The 18,038-nt window shown below is 49.8% G+C and carries 13 protein-coding genes; 10 read left to right on the top strand and 3 right to left on the bottom strand.

Annotated elements, in window-relative coordinates; all coding sequences use genetic code 11:
* Positions 1-117: 117 nt before the first annotated feature.
* The gene (gene zapG, locus M977_RS08835; protein WP_064514130.1) at positions 118-519 is read right to left on the bottom strand and encodes a Z-ring associated protein ZapG; all 402 of its coding nucleotides are present in this window, start codon (positions 517-519) and stop codon (positions 118-120) included.
* 180 nt (positions 520-699) lie between these two features.
* Between zapG and zapE the strand changes: the two genes are divergently transcribed.
* From zapE to M977_RS08795, 8 genes are all read left to right on the top strand, one after another.
* The gene (gene zapE, locus M977_RS08830) at positions 700-1,818 is read left to right on the top strand and encodes a cell division protein ZapE (RefSeq protein ID WP_064514128.1); all 1,119 of its coding nucleotides are present in this window, start codon (positions 700-702) and stop codon (positions 1,816-1,818) included.
* Between the two features lie 249 nt (positions 1,819-2,067).
* Positions 2,068-2,496: a 50S ribosomal protein L13 gene (rplM, locus tag M977_RS08825; RefSeq protein WP_064514126.1), complete on the top strand. Its 429-nt coding sequence runs from the start codon at positions 2,068-2,070 to the stop codon at positions 2,494-2,496.
* A 14-nt stretch (positions 2,497-2,510) separates the two neighbouring features.
* Complete coding sequence (gene rpsI, locus M977_RS08820; protein ID WP_034459799.1) at positions 2,511-2,903, top strand: 30S ribosomal protein S9; 393 nt, start codon at positions 2,511-2,513, stop codon at positions 2,901-2,903.
* A 318-nt stretch (positions 2,904-3,221) separates the two neighbouring features.
* Positions 3,222-3,863 (top strand): stringent starvation protein SspA, encoded by a 642-nt coding sequence (gene sspA, locus M977_RS08815; protein WP_034498882.1) that lies wholly within the window; start codon positions 3,222-3,224, stop codon positions 3,861-3,863.
* A gap of 3 nt (positions 3,864-3,866) precedes the next feature.
* On the top strand, positions 3,867-4,364 hold the full coding sequence (gene sspB, locus M977_RS08810) for a ClpXP protease specificity-enhancing factor (protein ID WP_064514124.1): 498 nt from the start codon (positions 3,867-3,869) through the stop codon (positions 4,362-4,364).
* A gap of 171 nt (positions 4,365-4,535) precedes the next feature.
* A complete protein-coding gene (locus M977_RS08805) occupies positions 4,536-5,318 on the top strand; it encodes a transcriptional regulator NanR (protein WP_064514123.1) in 783 nt (260 codons plus the stop codon).
* Positions 5,319-5,498: 180 nt separating this feature from the next.
* Complete coding sequence (nanA, locus tag M977_RS08800) at positions 5,499-6,398, top strand: N-acetylneuraminate lyase (protein WP_064514121.1); 900 nt, start codon at positions 5,499-5,501, stop codon at positions 6,396-6,398.
* 90 nt (positions 6,399-6,488) lie between these two features.
* The gene (locus tag M977_RS08795) at positions 6,489-7,988 is read left to right on the top strand and encodes an MFS transporter (protein ID WP_064514119.1); all 1,500 of its coding nucleotides are present in this window, start codon (positions 6,489-6,491) and stop codon (positions 7,986-7,988) included.
* Between the two features lie 98 nt (positions 7,989-8,086).
* On the opposite strand, the gene M977_RS08790 is transcribed toward M977_RS08795, so the two are convergent.
* Together M977_RS08790 and gltB are read right to left on the bottom strand one after the other, a co-directional pair.
* Entirely contained in the window at positions 8,087-9,505 is a 1,419-nt protein-coding gene (locus M977_RS08790; RefSeq protein ID WP_064514117.1) for a glutamate synthase small subunit, read from the bottom strand.
* 9 nt (positions 9,506-9,514) lie between these two features.
* A complete protein-coding gene (gltB, locus tag M977_RS08785; RefSeq protein ID WP_074392009.1) occupies positions 9,515-13,972 on the bottom strand; it encodes a glutamate synthase large subunit in 4,458 nt (1,485 codons plus the stop codon).
* 680 nt (positions 13,973-14,652) lie between these two features.
* On the opposite strand from gltB, the gene mnmL reads away from it, so the two are divergent.
* Positions 14,653-15,585 (top strand): tRNA modification radical SAM protein MnmL/YtqA, encoded by a 933-nt coding sequence (mnmL, locus tag M977_RS08780; protein ID WP_064514115.1) that lies wholly within the window; start codon positions 14,653-14,655, stop codon positions 15,583-15,585.
* A 50-nt stretch (positions 15,586-15,635) separates the two neighbouring features.
* Positions 15,636-17,984: an aerobic respiration two-component sensor histidine kinase ArcB gene (arcB, locus tag M977_RS08775; RefSeq protein WP_064514113.1), complete on the top strand. Its 2,349-nt coding sequence runs from the start codon at positions 15,636-15,638 to the stop codon at positions 17,982-17,984.
* Positions 17,985-18,038 lie beyond the last annotated feature (54 nt).

The raw sequence follows: 18,038 nt of genomic DNA, 5'->3' as shown, positions 1-18,038 counted from the left end.
ATATCAACCGGGTAACAATGTTGTTATAGAGTGATGAGATACTAGTAAATGATAGCTGTGCGTGAGAGAGATTGGGGTACGAAAACCGCACCCCAGGAAAAAAATACAGAATTGTGATTAATCGCGTTTTGCGCGTTCGGTACGCAGCAAACCGGATGCGCCATCGGAATAGTCACGCGGCATTTGAACCGGTGCCTGATCGTTGCTGGCTTCAGACTCAGCGAGGCGGTTACGGAATGGATTCGCTTCTGCTGACATTTCTGGCAACAAGCTGCTGGAGCTTTTTGCCATGTGTTGATAAAGCTGGCGGTAATCATCAGCCATGTTATCGAGCAATTCGGCACTACGTGCAAAATGGCTGACTAACTCTTCACGATACTCTTCAAGTTCCGCTTTGTTTTTCTCAATCTCGTACTGCATAGCTTGCTGCTGACGCAGCTTGCGGTTGCCGAAACGCATAGCAACTGCACCAACGATGATGCCAACAACTAACCCAATTAGCGCATATTCCCAGGTCATGAACTTCTCCCGTTGTATTGTGTTTCCGTAGGGTAATGTAGCCACTATAACCGTTAACCTAAGAGAAGTGGAATCCTGACGCAGCATCGCTTAGGGTAGAACGGCCTTTTTTTCGACAACCGTCCTTTTTTGAGCATTAAGTAAACGGCAATCCGATTTTTAAGGGAATACCATAATACCATGCAAAATCTCTCCCCTGCATCGCGCTACCAACAAGCCCTGACCGAGGGCAGCTATCAACCGGATGATGTGCAACGTGAGGCTGTCGCCAGACTGGACGTCATTTGGCAGGCATTAACCAGTCAAACGCCAACAGTGGCAGCTAGCGGTAATTTCTTTGGCAAACTCTTTGGTAAACGTAGCGCTTCGACAAATCAGGAGCCTGTCCGTGGGCTGTATATGTGGGGTGGAGTGGGGCGAGGGAAAACTTGGTTAATGGATATGTTTTTTCAGAGTTTACCTGGCGAACGCAAGCTACGGTTGCACTTTCATCGATTCATGCTGCGTGTACATGAAGAACTGGCTGAGTTACAGGGGCAAATAGATCCACTGGAAGTCATTGCAGACCGCTTCAAATCCCAGACGGACATTCTTTGTTTTGATGAGTTTTTCGTGTCGGATATCACGGATGCGATGTTGCTCGGCACGCTAATGCAAGCGCTGTTTGCTCGCGGTATTACGCTTGTGGCTACATCCAATATTCCGCCGGATGATCTGTATCGTAACGGTCTACAGAGGCCGCGATTTATCCCTGCGATTGACGCGATAAAGCGCCACTGTGAAATCATGAACGTTGATGCGGGTATCGATTATCGCTTGAGAACGTTGACCCAGGCCCATTTATGGCTTTCCCCACTTAATGACGAAACCGCAGGGCAAATGGAAAAACTCTACACAGCGCTGGCCGGTGCGGCGCGGGAAGGAGAGCCAGTGCTGGAAATTAATCATCGTCCATTAGCCACTTTAGGTCTTGCCAATCAAACGCTTGCTGTTGATTTCAATACGTTGTGTGTCGATGCTCGCAGTCAGCATGACTACATCGCATTGTCGCGTCTGTTCCATACCGTGATGTTGTTTAATGTACCGGTAATGAATACGCGTAATGAAAATGAAGCGCGTCGCTTCATCGCACTGGTAGATGAGTTTTACGAACGTCACGTCAAGCTGGTGGTATCAGCACAAGTTTCGCTGTTTGATATTTACCAGGGGGAAAGGCTGCGCTTTGAGTTCCAGCGCTGCCTGTCGCGCCTGCAGGAAATGCAAAGTGAAGAGTATTTGCGGTTGCCACATATGCCTTAAACGGCAATGTGCAATTGGGGCTGACTATAAAGTGAGACAAAAACGACAAAAAGGTTCGACCTTTAGGGGCGACTTCCCTATAATCTTGCGACCCCACGTTACAACCAAAGTTTTTTTCCCAAAACTTGGTCGTGCTGGCATTGGCTATTCGAAGGGGTAGGTTTGCCGGACTTTGTCGTGTGAACCTTGAACTGATTTTAAACGTTTGGGTGAACACCTACGTGTAACTATATATTGGGTAAGCTTTTAATGAAAACTTTTACAGCTAAACCAGAAACCGTACAGCGCGACTGGTTCGTTGTTGACGCTGACGGTAAGACCTTAGGTCGTCTGGCTACTGAATTGGCTAGCCGTCTGCGCGGTAAGCACAAAGCGGAATACACTCCGCACGTTGATACTGGTGATTACATCATCGTTCTGAACGCAGAAAAAGTTGCTGTAACCGGCAACAAGCGTACTGACAAAGTGTATTACCGCCACACCGGCTACGTCGGTGGTATCAAACAAGCGACCTTTGAAGAGATGATTGCTCGCCATCCTGAGCGTGTGATTGAAATCGCGGTTAAAGGCATGCTGCCAAAGGGCCCGCTGGGCCGTGCTATGTTCCGTAAACTGAAAGTTTACGCGGGCACCGAGCACAACCACGCGGCACAGCAACCGCAAGTTCTGGACATTTAATCGGGATTATGGCAATGGCTGAAAATCAATACTACGGCACTGGTCGCCGCAAAAGTTCTGCAGCTCGCGTTTTTATCAAACCGGGCAGCGGTAAAATCATCATCAACCAACGTTCTCTGGAACAGTACTTCGGTCGTGAAACTGCCCGCATGGTAGTTCGTCAGCCGCTGGAATTGGTTGATATGGTTGAGAAATTCGATCTGTACATCACTGTTAAAGGTGGTGGTACTTCTGGTCAGGCTGGTGCGATCCGTCATGGTATCACCCGCGCTCTGATGGAGTACGACGAGTCCCTGCGTGGCGAACTGCGTAAAGCTGGTTTCGTTACTCGTGATGCTCGTGAAGTTGAACGTAAGAAAGTCGGTCTGCGTAAAGCACGTCGTCGTCCTCAGTTCTCCAAACGTTAATTGTCGTCTGCTTTTGCAGAATACAATTTGCGAAAAAACCCGGTCTTGTACCGGGTTTTTTTATGCCTGAAAATTATATTTAGTGTTGCTAACTTCATGATAGCACTAGCTTTTCAGTCAAAATCCAGATCCATCCCCCACAAAACCCGTAAAATCTGGTAAACTATCAACCAATTTTCTGCCCTCATGTCGGCATCAGTTTGTTTTTGCCTCTTTTTTGGCAACTGGTGGTGTTCCGGCGTCTTGGGTATCAAACGGTCAGGTTAGTTGCCGCTTGCGGCTATTAGCAGTAATTTTCTGATAAACTTGGAGGTTTTCATGGCTGTCGCTGCCAACAAACGTTCGGTGATGACGCTGTTTTCCGGTCCTACTGACATCTATAGCCACCAGGTGCGTATCGTACTGGCTGAAAAAGGTGTTAGCGTTGAAATTGAGCATGTGGAAACGGATAACCTGCCTCAGGATCTGATTGACCTCAACCCAAATCACAGCGTACCGACCCTGGTTGACCGCGAACTTACCCTGTGGGAATCCCGCATCATCATGGAATATCTTGATGAGCGTTTCCCGCACCCACCATTAATGCCGGTTTATCCGGTTGCACGTGGTGAAAGTCGCCTGTACATGCATCGTATCCAGAAAGACTGGTATTCACTGATGCACATCGTGATGAACGGTTCTGCTCAAGAAGCTGATGCTGCACGCAAGCAATTACGTGAAGAACTACTGGCCATCGCACCTGTATTTACTCAGAAACCTTTCTTCCTGAGTGATGAATTCAGCCTGGTAGATTGCTACCTGGCGCCGCTGCTGTGGCGTTTGCCGCAGATGGGTATTGAGTTGACAGGCGCGGGTTCTAAAGAGATGAAAGGCTATATGACTCGCGTGTTTGAGCGTGATTCATTCCTCGCTTCTTTGACCGAACCTGAGCGCGAAATGCGTCTTCAGACCCGGGGCTAATTGATGGAAATGTCGCAATTGTCACCACGTCGTCCTTATCTGCTTCGTGCTTTTTACGAGTGGCTACTGGATAACCAGCTCACACCGCACTTGGTTGTGGATGTGACATTGCCAGGCGTGCATGTGCCTATGGAATATGCACGTGACGGGCAAATTGTCCTGAATATCGCGCCGCGAGCGGTAGGAAACCTGGAGCTAGCCAATAGTGATGTGCGTTTTAATGCGCGTTTCGGTGGTGTGCCACGTCAGGTGTTTGTTCCTATGGCTGCGGTTCTGGCTATTTACGCGCGTGAAAATGGTGCTGGCACCATGTTCGAGCCGGAAACTATCTATGACGAAGATGGTGAAAGTCATAACGATATTGAGCAGCAACCATCGGATTCAGAAATGGTGATGCAGGTGATCGATGGCTCACGCCCCGATCACGATGAAGATGACGATGGTCCGGATGATGAGCCCCCACCACGTGGTGGCCGTCCGGCATTACGCGTTGTGAAGTAACTCGCGAAATCATGCCCCTCAAAGTGCAAATCGAAGCCAGTCTTATGACTGGCTTTTTATTGTCTTAAACAAGCTGACAGACTGCATCTTTACGTAAGACATGATTTGCTGTGTTATGATTCGGCTATATTATTTGCGATGCTTCTTCCATAAACGGCCGATTCTGACGCTATGAGTACATTTGACGAGCAACCACCTGAGACGACTGAGACCATCGGTCATACGATGCGCCGTCGCCCGCTTGCGCGTAAAAAGCTCTCTGAAATGGTAGAAGAAGAGCTTGAGCAAATGATTCGCAGACGTGAGTTTGCTGAAGGTGAACAACTGCCTTCCGAGCGCGAACTTATGGCCTTTTTCAATGTTGGTCGTCCTTCAGTTCGCGAAGCACTGGCGGCACTTAAAAGAAAAGGTCTGGTGCAAATTAGTAACGGAGAGCGCGCTCGCGTTTCTCGTCCTTCTGCAGATACCATCATTGGTGAGTTGTCAGGTGTAGCGAAAGATTTCCTTTCGCGTCCTGGCGGGATTGCGCACTTTGAACAATTGCGTATGTTTTTTGAATCTAGCCTGGTTCGCTATGCCGCTGAATTTGCCACAGACGATCAAATAGCTCGTCTTGGAAAAGCGCTGGAGATGAACAACCAGGCCCTGGATGATAACGATCTGTTTATTCGATCCGATATCGAATTCCACCGGGAATTGGCGGAGATCCCTGATAATCCGATCTTTATGGCAGTGCATGTCGCATTGCTAGACTGGTTGATTGCGGCGCGTCCAACGGTTTCTCAGGACGTTCTTCATGCCCACAACAACATTAGCTATCAACAGCATATTGAGATTTATAACGCGATTCAGGCTCGTGATCCTGATGCTGCTGACGCGGCATTAAAAGTTCATTTGAAAAGCGTGTTCGCCTCCTACTATCCCACGCCGCGCAAACGCACTTCCAAGAAGTAGCCAACTTTAATCTGAGATCCCTCGCACGATTTTTTAGTACGTCTCATTAACCATCATAATTTCATATGAGCAAGATCGCATCCTGAGCGCTTAGTGATGTGGTGTTTACTTTTTGATTTGGTATAACAGGTATAAAGGTATATCGTTATGTTAATAAACCAGACAACAATAGAGGCGTATATGACACAGAATCTTCGCGGTGTGATGCCCGCACTGCTTACTCCGTTCAATCAGCAACAACAGGTAGATACCGACAGCTTGCGCCGTCTGGTTCGTTTCAACATTGAACAGGGTATTGATGGTATCTACGTAGGGGGATCGACAGGAGAGGCCTTTCTACAGAGTGCGCAGGAACGTGAGCAAGTGCTCGAAATCGTTGCTGAAGAAGCCAAAGGTAAAATAACTCTGATTGCGCATGTAGGCAGTATCAGTACTCATGAGAGCCAGGTGCTGGCGAGTGCCGCACACCGCTACGGTTTTGATGCCGTCTCCGCCGTAACACCATTCTACTATCCATTTAGTTTCAATGAACATTGCGATCATTACCGCGCAGTAATTGATGCATCTGAAGGTTTGCCAATGGTGGTCTACAACATACCAGCATTAAGTGGCGTGAAACTCACTCTCGAGCAAATTGATACCTTAATCAATTTGCCGGGTGTGGGAGCATTAAAACAGACGTCGGGTGATCTCTACCAAATGGAACAGATCCGTCGTGCCCATCCAGATCTGGTGCTCTACAACGGTTATGACGAGATCTTTGCATCTGGTCTGGTTGCAGGAGCAGATGGTGGTATTGGTAGTACTTACAACGTAATGGGATGGCGCTACCAGGCAATAAGGCAAGCAGTTCAGAGCGGCGATATGCAACGTGCCAGTCAGCTTCAAAGTGAATGTAATAAAGTTATTGATGTACTGATTAAAGTGGGTGTTTTCCGTGGACTGAAAACTTTACTGCATTACATGGATGTTGTTGCTGTACCGCTGTGTCGCAAACCATTCTCGCCAGTGGAAGAGCATTATCTACCAGAGCTTAAAGCACTCGCAGCCCAGCTTCAGGAAGAACGTGTAGCGTTCTGAATGAGATAAATAAACCATGGTGTTGTAAACCATACCTAATCAGACCCAACTAAAGGACGAGTTTTTACGAACTCGTACCGGGAGTGCTTTATGAATAACACTGCCCAACGGATCCCGTGGTATCGCCATTTAACTAAGCCGCAATGGAAAGCATTTTCAGCCGCCTGGATTGGCTACTTATTGGATGGTTTTGATTTTGTCTTGATAGCGTTAGTACTAACTGAAATTCAAAGTGAATTTGGCCTTACCACTGTTCAGGCGGCGAGTTTGATCTCTGCGGCCTTTATCTCGCGCTGGTTTGGCGGTCTGGTTCTAGGTGCAATGGGCGATCGTTATGGCCGAAAGCTTGCGATGATAACCAGCATCGTGTTGTTCTCTTTCGGTACGCTGGCATGCGGCTTTGCTCCAGGCTTTACGACGATGTTTCTTGCTCGTCTGCTGATTGGCATGGGGATGGCTGGTGAATATGGGTCTAGTGCCACCTATGTCATCGAAAGCTGGCCTAAACATATGCGTAATAAGGCGAGTGGCTTTCTTATCTCAGGCTTCTCTGTAGGAGCGGTAATTGCAGCTCAAGTATATAGCGTTGTGGTACCGGCATGGGGCTGGCGCGCGCTGTTCTTCATCGGTATTTTGCCTATTATCTTTGCGCTCTGGCTGCGTAAAAATATTCCGGAAGCAGAAGACTGGAAAGAGAAGTTTGCTGATACAAAACCAACCAAAACCATGGTGGATATTTTGTACCGTGGCGAGCATCGGGTTATCAATATTGGCCTGACAGTTGTCGTTGCAACGGCGCTTTACTTCTGTTTTGCCGGTAACCTTGGCAACGCGGTACTTATTGCTGTACTAGGTTTGATATGTGCTGCGGTGTTCATCAGCTTTATGGTGCAAAGCAGCGGTAAGCGCTGGCCAACAGGTGTCACACTGATGGTTGTGGTGTTCTTTGCCTTCCTTTATTCATGGCCTATTCAGGCACTGTTACCAACATATCTGAAAACTGAGCTGGCCTACGACCCAAAAACCGTTGCACATATCCTGTTCTTTAGCGGTTTTGGTGCTGCAGTCGGTTGCTGTGTAGGTGGTTTCCTCGGTGATTGGTTAGGTACTCGCAAAGCTTATGTCTGCAGCCTCCTGGCGTCGCAATTATTGATTATTCCGGTATTTGCTATTGGTGGCGGTAACATTTGGGTGCTGGGTCTGCTGTTGTTCTTACAACAGATGTTGGGGCAAGGAATCGCAGGTATTTTACCAAAACTGATTGGTGGTTATTTCGATACCGAACAGCGTGCTGCGGGTCTGGGCTTTACCTATAACGTTGGTGCGCTGGGTGGTGCACTGGCTCCGATAATTGGCGCCACTATTGCTCAGCGCCTCGATTTAGGCACTGCACTTGCGTCGCTTTCGTTTAGCCTGACCTTTGTAGTCATTCTGCTGATTGGCCTGGATATGCCATCACGGATTCAGCGCTGGATTCATCCTGAAGCAGTACGGACTCACGATGCAATAGATGGGAAGCCGTTTAGTGGGGCTGGTGTTGTTAAAGAAGGGGCGGTTAAGGGACCGATGATGCACAAAGCTGTGAAATAAAGCAGTCTGATAGAACATAAAAAAGCCCGGTGATTTTCATATCACCGGGCTTTTCGTATTGATAAGTCAGGTAAGCGAATCGCTACCTGACAGACAAATTACACTTCAAGGAAGTTCAGTATCCCGTCAGCCGCTTTACGGCCTTCAGCGATTGCAGTTACCACCAGATCGGAACCACGAACGGCGTCACCGCCAGCAAAGATTTTCGGGTTGCTGGTCTGGAATGGATTATCACTACCTTCCGGTGCCAGAATACGGCCCTGGCTATCGAGTTCAACACTATGTTTTTCCAGCCACTGCATGGCATGTGGACGGAAACCAAACGCCATAATCACCGCATCGGCAGGCACAACGTGTTCTGAACCAGCGACAATTTCTGGGCGGCGGCGGCCATTGGCATCCGGTGCACCCAGCTCAGTACGAGCCACTTTCACACCTGATACGCGGCCGTTGCCATTCACTTCGACACCCAGTGGCTGCACGTTGAACTGGAACTCAACACCTTCTTCACGCGCATTTTTCACTTCGCGTTTAGAGCCCGGCATGTTCTCTTCATCACGGCGGTAAGCACAGATAACGTGCGTTGCACCCTGGCGAATAGAACTACGCACGCAGTCCATCGCGGTATCACCACCGCCAAGTACCACAACGCGTTTGCCTTCCATATTCACATACGGCTCTTCTGGTGAGTCGCCGAAGCCCATGATCTTTTTGGTGTTAGCAATGAGGAACGGTAGGGCGTCAAATACGCCTGTTGCATCTTCATTCTCTAAACCACCGCGCATTGACTGATAAGTGCCAACACCCAGGAACACGGAATCATACTCTTTCAGCAGGTCGTCAATCTGAACGTCACGGCCCACTTCGGTGTTCAACTTGAATTCGATGCCCATGCCACTGAAGATTTCCCGGCGTTTGGTCATCACTTCTTTTTCCAGTTTGAACGCTGGAATACCGAAGGTCAGCAGGCCACCAATTTCTGGGTGACGGTCATAAACCACAGCTTTCACACCGTTACGTGCCAGCACATCAGCACATGCAAGCCCAGCAGGGCCAGCACCGATGATGGCAACACGCTTGCCGGTTTGCTTAACGCCCGTCAGGTCTGGTTTCCAGCCCATCTCAATCGCTTTATCGTTGATATAGCGCTCGATGTTACCGATGGTGACGGCACCAAACTCGTCGTTCAGCGTACAAGAACCTTCGCAAAGACGGTCTTGTGGGCAAACACGTCCACACACTTCCGGCAGGCTGTTTGTCTGATGAGACAGTTCAGCCGCTTCAATAATGCGCCCTTCGTTGGCAAGCTTCAGCCAGTTTGGAATGTAGTTATGAACCGGGCATTTCCATTCACAGTACGGGTTGCCACAAGACAAACAGCGGTCTGCCTGTGCTTTGGCTTGGCCTTCTGAGAACGGCTCGTAAATTTCCACAAATTCAATTTTACGGATCTTGAGCGGTTTCTTTGGCGGATCAACGCGCTGTAAGTCGATAAATTGATAAACGTTTTGACTCATCGTGACCTCTTACTGCGCCTGCACCCGCAGCTCAGCTGCGGAACGACTGCGGTGACCCAACAATGCTTTAACATCACTGGACTTCGGTTTAACCAACGTGAATTTCGAGGCAAATTCCGGCCAGTTAGCCAGAATTTCTTCGCCGCGCTGGGAACCCGTCAGTTGCACATGCTCGGTAATCATTCCGCGCAGGTGTTCTTCGTGAATAGCCAGCTCATCAACGTTGAGCAGTTCAACCAACTCAGGGTTAACGCGTTTACGGAAATCACCATCTTCATCAAGCACGTAAGCGAAACCACCGGTCATACCTGCACCAAAGTTCACGCCCGTCTTGCCGATGACACAGACAATGCCGCCAGTCATGTATTCACAACCGTTATCGCCAATGCCTTCTACCACGGTAATCGCACCGGAGTTACGCACAGCGAAACGCTCACCCGCACGGCCTGCAGCATAAAGTTTGCCGCCTGTTGCACCGTACAAGCAGGTGTTGCCTATGATGGTTGCTTCGTGGCTGCGGAAGAATGAACCTACCGGAGGACGCAGCGAGATCAAACCGCCAGCCATACCTTTACCGACGTAGTCGTTGGCATCGCCAATCAGGTGTAACTCAACGCCACCGGCGTTCCATACACCAAAACTTTGCCCGGCAGTACCGCTGAAATGCGCTTTAATCGGATCGGCTGCAAGCCCCTGGTCGCCATTATGCTGTGCAATATAACCAGACAATGTGGCACCCACTGAACGGTCAGTGTTGCGGATATCAAACCAGAACGTTTTGCTCTGCTTGTCATCAACATACTGCTTCGCCTGAGCGAGCAGTTGAGCGTTCAGGTCGCCTTTATCGAATGGCGGGTTCGTTTCAGTCCAGTAGACTGCTTTGCCCGGCATAGGCTCCGCTGTTTTCAGCAGATTCGACAGATCCAGGTTTTGTTGTTTGGCAGTGAAACCGTCCAGCTCTTTGAGCAGGTCAGTACGGCCAATCAAGTCAACCAGGCGCTTCACGCCTAACTGCGCCATCAACTCACGTGTTTCACGGGCAATGAATTCAAAGTAGTTTGTCACTTTGAATGGCAGGCCGTGATAGTGGTTTTTACGCAGTTTTTCATCCTGAGTTGCAACACCGGTTGCGCAGTTGTTCAGGTGGCAAATACGCAGGTATTTACAACCCAATGCGACCATTGGACCGGTACCGAAACCAAAGCTTTCTGCGCCAAGAATCGCGGCTTTGATAATGTCTAAGCCCGTTTTCAGGCCGCCATCAACTTGCAGGCGAATCTTATGACGCAGGCCGTTCGCAACCAGTGCCTGTTGTGTTTCCACCAGACCCAGTTCCCACGGGCAACCTGCATATTTCACTGACGACAGCGGGCTTGCACCGGTACCACCGTCGTAACCGGCGATAGTAATCAGGTCGGCATAGGCTTTCGCCACACCTGTTGCGATGGTGCCAACGCCTGGTTCGGAAACCAGTTTGACAGAGATCATCGCCTTCGGGTTGACCTGTTTCAGGTCGAAAATCAGCTGCGCCAAATCTTCGATAGAGTAGATATCGTGGTGCGGCGGAGGTGAAATCAGCGTAACGCCAGGTACTGAATAACGCAGTTTTGCGATATACGGCGTAACTTTATCACCCGGCAACTGACCACCTTCGCCAGGCTTAGCACCCTGAGCGACTTTAATCTGGATAACATCGGCGTTCACCAGGTAAGCCGGGGTCACACCGAAGCGTCCAGAAGCCACCTGTTTGATACGGGACACTTTATTGGTGCCGTAACGCGCAGGGTCTTCACCACCTTCACCAGAGTTGGAGTTGCCGCCGATGCTGTTCATCGCTTCTGCCAGCGATTCGTGTGCTTCCGGGCTCAATGCACCGATAGACATCGCCGCAGTATCGAAACGTTTATAAAGCTCAGTGGCAGGCTCAACATCTTCAATCTTGACTGTTTCATCTTGCGGGTTCAGAGCAAGCATATCGCGCAGTGTTGCCACCGGGCGCTCGTTCACAAGTTTCGCGTACTCTTGATAATCTTTGTATTCGCCACTGTTTACTGCTTTTTGCAGCGTCTGAACCACGTCCGGGTTGTAAGCGTGATATTCACCACCGTGAACGTATTTCAGTTGCCCGCCCTGGTCCAGCGGCTTGCGAGCGAGCCATGCGCGCTTAGACAGGTTCAACAAATCTTGTTGGAAGTCGTTAAAGCCTGCACCACCAATACGGCTAACAACGCCCTGGAAGCACAGTTCAGAAACTTCTTTATGCAGGCCAACCGCTTCAAACAGCTTAGAGCAACGATAAGAGGCGATAGTCGAGATGCCCATTTTGGACATGATCTTGTACAGACCCTTGTTGATGCCGTTGCGGTAGTTCTGCATGACTGCACGGTACGGCTTTTCGATAGCAGTGCTGTCGACTAACTTCGCCAGTGTTTCGTAGGCGAGGTATGGATAGATTGCCGTGGCACCAAAACCGAGCAGAACAGCGAAGTGGTGCGGGTCACGCGCACTTGCCGTTTCAACGATAATGTTCGCATCGCAACGCAGATTTTTCTCGACCAAGCGAGTCTGTATCGCGCCAACCGCCATCGGTGCCGGAACGGGCAGGCGATCTTTAGCAATGTTACGGTCAGACAGCACCAGCAAAACGGTGCCATTGCGAACCATGCGTTCAGCTTCATCGCACAGTGTATTGACGGTTTCGTGGAGCGACTGGGTGGAAGCATCGTAAGTGATGTCCAGCGTGTCAGCCCGATAATGCTCTTCTTCAAGCGTTGTCAGCTGCTGGAAATCAGACCACAACAGAATTGGCGATTTGAAGCTCAGGCGGTGAGCCTGGCCTTCTGCTTCACAGAAGACGTTCATTTCGCGGCCAATGCTGGTTGCCAGTGACATAACGTGCGCTTCACGCAGCGGGTCGATTGGCGGGTTAGTTACCTGCGCAAACTGCTGACGGAAGTAGTCGTAAATAATACGTGGCTGGCTAGAAAGTACAGCAAACGGGGTGTCGTCACCCATTGAACCCACAGCTTCCTGGCCATTCTCACCCAGCACACGAATCACAGAATCCAGCTCTTCTACGCTGTAGTTAAACTGTTTCTGGAAGCTTGCGAGGGTATCGTCATCCATTTCACGGGAGCCAACTTCTTCGTCTGGTAAATCTTCAAACGGCACCAGGCGACGGACGTTGTTTTCCATCCACTCTTTATACGGGTGGCGGCTCTTCAAATCGGCATCGGTTTCAGCTGAATGCAGAATTCGGCCAATACGCGTATCGATAACCATCAACTCGCCAGGACCGACACGGCCTTTCTCGATGACTTCGTCAGGCTGGTAATCCCAGATCCCAACTTCAGAAGCACAAGTGATCAGCTTATCTTTAGTGATGACGTAGCGCGCCGGGCGCAGGCCGTTACGGTCCAGGTTACAGGCGGCGTAGCGCCCATCGGACATAACGATACCGGCCGGGCCATCCCATGGCTCCATATGCATGGAGTTAAAGTCGAAGAAAGCGCGTAACTCTGGGTCCATGTTCGGGTTGTTCTGCCAGGCTGGTGGAACCAGTAAACGCATGGCGCGAACAATATCCATACCGCCTGCTAACAGCAGCTCGAGCATGTTATCCATGGAGCTTGAATCGGAACCGGTTTCGTTCACGAATGGCGCTGCGTCATGCAAATCCGGAATCAATGGAGTCTGGAACTTGTAGGTACGGGCGCGTGCCCACTGGCGGTTACCGGTGATGGTGTTGATTTCACCGTTGTGCGCCAGGTAGCGGAACGGCTGAGCCAGCGGCCAGCGTGGTACGGTGTTGGTGGAGAAACGTTGGTGGAACAGGCAAATAGCTGATTCCAGGCGTAAGTCCGCCAGGTCCAGGTAAAAGCGCGGCAAATCTGCCGGCATACACAGACCTTTATAGATGTTAACCAGGTTGGAGAGACTACAAACGTAGAAGTCTTTATCCTGGATGCGTTTCTCAATGCGGCGGCGGGCGATAAACAGGCGACGTTCCATATCACGCGGGCGCCAGCCAGCCGGAGCATTAACAAAAATTTGTTCGATGCGAGGTTTTGAGGAGAGGGCGATTTCACCGAGTACGTCTTCATTGGTTGGCACTTCGCGCCAGCCGACAATCGACAAGGTCTCGTTTTGCAACTCTTCTTCAACGATGCGGCGGCTTGCACTTGCCAGCGCGTCGTCTTTGTTTAAGAAAATCATGCCTACCGCATAATTTTTTGCCAAACGCCAACCACGTTCTTCCGCAACGATTCGGAAGAAACGGTCAGGTTTTTGCAACAGCAGGCCACAACCATCACCGGTTTTACCATCGGCGAGGATTGCTCCACGGTGTTGCATTCGGGCCAGTGCGTGAATAGCAGTACGCACTACCTTGTGGCTAGGTTCGCCTTCTATGTGGGCGATCAGGCCGAAACCACAGTTATCCTTCTCAAGGGATTTATCGTACAACATATCAGTGAACCTCCCCAGGCTCTACGTGATTCCCGATACCGATTGCGTCCAGACGCAGCAAGGGCATGGCGACGGGGTTTGCGCATCTACGCTCACCTCGCGTGTCGCCCTCTTTATGTCTAACGCATCCGGTTGCACAAGTATTGAGGACTTGCTTTAGAGGGAATCTTAATTACTGCATAAATATGGTGGGCACAGAACCCACCCAGAAAGCTTCCAGCGGATTTCCAAGTTATCGGGAAAGCGCACACAGGTCAAATGGCATTCTTATTTATACGATTATGTGCTAAATGGTATTTAACATCATGAATGTAAACATTTTATTATCATTTTTATCGTATTTAAGCGGCAGGAGGATCGCCTGGGTATTGTGATCTCTCTCACTATCTGGCGGGCTGCAAAATTCCAGACCGTGCTGGCAATGCTTAAGTTGGCAGGATCTTGTGCTATCAATGAGGTCTGGCGTGTTGTATGCCACTGTTTTTCACATGGGCACATATTCTTTAAAAATAGAGGGTCAATATAAGGAAAAGTAATCATCTTATGCGTGCGTAAAATTGCACTAATTTTGCATTGTTATGCAACAGATAAAGCTGCGCCTAAGCGATTGATCCAGGTCATCGCTAAATTGGTCAGATAATGGCAGGCTACGTCCCTTTTACAGGGCGGCCCATCAGATTATGCAGTTACAAAAATTAGTCAATATGTTTGGTGGGGATCTTCAGCGTCGTTACGGCCATAAGGTCCATAAACTCACGCTGCACGGCGGTTTCAGTTGCCCAAACCGAGACGGCACTATTGGACGTGGCGGCTGTACTTTTTGCAATGTGGCCTCTTTTGCCGATGAAACCCAACAAAACCACTCTATAGCTGATCAACTGGAGCGCCAGTCGCAGTTGGTGAATCGCGCGCAGCACTACCTTGCTTATTTTCAGGCGTACACCAGTACGTGGGCGGAAGTACAGGTACTGCGTTCGATGTATCAACAAGCCGTCAGTAAGGCATCTATTGTTGGGCTATGCGTTGGCACACGTCCGGATTGTGTACCGGACAGCGTGCTGGATTTGTTAAGCGAATACCATGAGAAAGGCTATGAGGTCTGGTTAGAGCTGGGCTTGCAGACGACGCATGATAAAACTCTACATCGTATTAATCGTGGGCATAATTTTGCCTGCTACCAGGAAACCACGCACCGGGCCCGTACCCGGGGTTTAAAAGTGTGCAGCCATTTGATTGTCGGCTTGCCGGGTGAAAAACACGATCACTGTATGGAGACGCTGGAAAAAGTCGTTGAGACAGGCGTGGACGGTATCAAACTCCACCCATTACATATCGTCAACGGCAGCACGATGGCCAAAAGCTGGCAGGCAGGGCGGTTGCAGGCGATTGAATTAGAAGAGTATGCGACAGTCGCCGGGGAGATGATTCGCCATACCCCGCTTGATGTCGTGTTCCATCGCATTTCGGCTAACGCACGGCAGCCAACCCTGTTGGCACCACTGTGGTGTGAGAATCGTTGGGCCGGAATGGGCGCTATCGATAAGTATCTGACTGAGCATGGCACACAAGGTTCGGCGATAGGTACACCATGGAGCCCGGCAATTCTGTTGTAATCCCTAAGCGTGCGGTATATTTAGCTGATTGATGACGAGGGAAACGTTCCATGAAGCAAATCCGGTTACTGGCACAATATTACGTTGATTTGATGGTGAAGCTCGGATTAGTGCGCTTCTCGTTGTTGCTGGCCTCTGCCCTTGTGGTGTTGGCTATTGTGGTGCAAATGGCCGTGACCATGCTGTTACGTGGCCAGGTTGAAAGTATTGATGTTGTCCGTTCTATCTTCTTTGGCCTGTTAATTACGCCCTGGGCCGTCTATTTCCTATCCGTGGTGGTTGAACAGCTCGAAGAGTCGCGCCAGCGGCTTTCAAAGCTGGTGCAGAAACTTGAAGAGATGCGCGAACGCGATCTAAAACTCAATGTGCAGCTCAAAGACAACATTGCACAGTTGAACCAGGAAATTGCCGACCGCGTTAAAGCCGAAGATGAACGCCGTACCATGCTTGAGCAATTGAAAGTTGAGATGCAGGAGCGTGAAGAGACGCAACTCCAGCTTGAGCAGCAGTCGTCATTCTTACGCTCTTTCCTTGATGCTTCCCCGGACCTGGTTTTCTATCGCAATGAGGACAAAGAGTTTTCGGGTTGTAACCGTGCGATGGAACTGTTGACGGGCAAAAGCGAAAAACAGCTGATTAGCTTGAAACCGGAAGATGTCTATTCGCCAGAAGCGGCGCAGAAGGTTATCGAAACGGACGAAAAAGTATTTCGTCATAATGTTTCCCTTACCTACGAACAATGGCTGGATTACCCCGATGGGCGTAAAGCCTGTTTTGAAATTCGTAAAGTGCCTTATTACGACCGTGTCGGCAAACGCCATGGCTTGATGGGCTTTGGTCGCGATATTACTGAGCGTAAGCGTTATCAGGATGCGCTTGAGGGCGCCAGCCGCGACAAAACTACCTTCATTTCTACGATTAGCCATGAACTACGTACACCGCTGAACGGTATCGTCGGTTTAAGCCGTATCTTACTTGATACCGAACTGAATGCTGAACAAACAAATTATCTCAAGACCATTCACGTTTCGGCGATCACGCTGGGTAATATTTTCAACGATATCATTGATATGGATAAGCTTGAACGCCGTAAGGTTCAGCTTGATAACCAACCAATTGATTTCATCAGTTTCCTTGCTGATCTCGAAAACCTCTCCGGCTTGCAGGCGCAGCAAAAAGGGCTGACGCTTGAAATGAACCCAACCCTACCGTTGCCGCATAAAGTGGTGACGGACGGTACGCGTTTGCGCCAGATTCTCTGGAACCTCATCAGCAACGCCGTGAAGTTCACCCCGAAAGGCGGGTTAGTCGCTGTGCGTGTGCAGTATGAAGAAGAGAATACGCTGCGCTTTGAAGTGCAGGATTCCGGTATTGGTATTCCGCAGGATGAGCAGGACAAGATCTTCGCCATGTATTATCAGGTGAAAGATAGCCACGGTGGTAAACCAGCAACCGGTACGGGGATTGGTCTGGCGGTATCGCGCCGTCTGGCTAAGAGCATGGGTGGCGATATTACCGTTAGCAGTAAGCCGGGTGAAGGCTCTCTGTTTACCCTGACAATTCAGGCACCGCGCGTGGCGGATGAAGTTGAAGATACCCTTGAAGACGACGAAATGCCGCTGCCAGCGTTGCACGTGTTGCTGGTGGAAGACATTGAGCTCAACGTGATTGTTGCACGCTCGGTGCTTGAAAAGTTGGGTAATAGCGTAGATGTCGCAATGACAGGCAAAGAGGCGTTAGAAAAATTCACCCCGGGAGAATATGACCTGGTGCTATTGGATATTCAGTTGCCTGATATGACGGGGCTGGATATTTCCCGTCAGCTGACAACACGTTACGCCCGTGAAGATTTACCGCCGCTGGTGGCCTTGACTGCTAACGTATTGAAAGATAAAAAAGAGTATCTGGATGCTGGCATGGATGATGTGCTGAGCAAACCACTCGCAGTTCCGGCGTTGATGGCGATGATCCAAAAATTCTGGGACAACCAAAAATCAGAGTCTGAAAAGGAGTCTCCAATGTCTCAAGTTAATAGTGAAAAGCAACAAGCCTTGCTCGATATTCCGATGCTTGAGCAGTACATGGACTTAGTAGGACCAAAACTGATTACTGATGGACTGGCGATGTTTGAAAAAATGATGCCGGGTTACCTGAGTGTGTTGGATTCCAATATGACCGCTCGCGACCAGAAAGGTGTGGTGGAAGAAGGCCATAAAATTAAAGGTGCTGCGGGATCTATTGGATTGCGCCATTTACAGCAAGTTGCTCAGCAAATTCAGTCGCCGGACTTACCAGCCTGGTCAGAAAATGTGGGTGAGTGGATTGAAGAATTGAAGCATGAATGGCAACACGATGTTGATGTTCTGAAAGCCTGGGTTGCTAACGCCCCCAAAAAATGACCCCGGATAAACCGGGGTGCGCGAATTCTGCGCCAACACCAGGGAAAAGCCCGG

This window comes from Buttiauxella gaviniae ATCC 51604 (assembly GCF_001654835.1).
In the GTDB taxonomy this organism is placed as follows: Bacteria; Pseudomonadota; Gammaproteobacteria; order Enterobacterales; family Enterobacteriaceae; genus Buttiauxella; species Buttiauxella gaviniae.
This window is presented reverse-complemented; position numbering and strand designations above follow the sequence as displayed.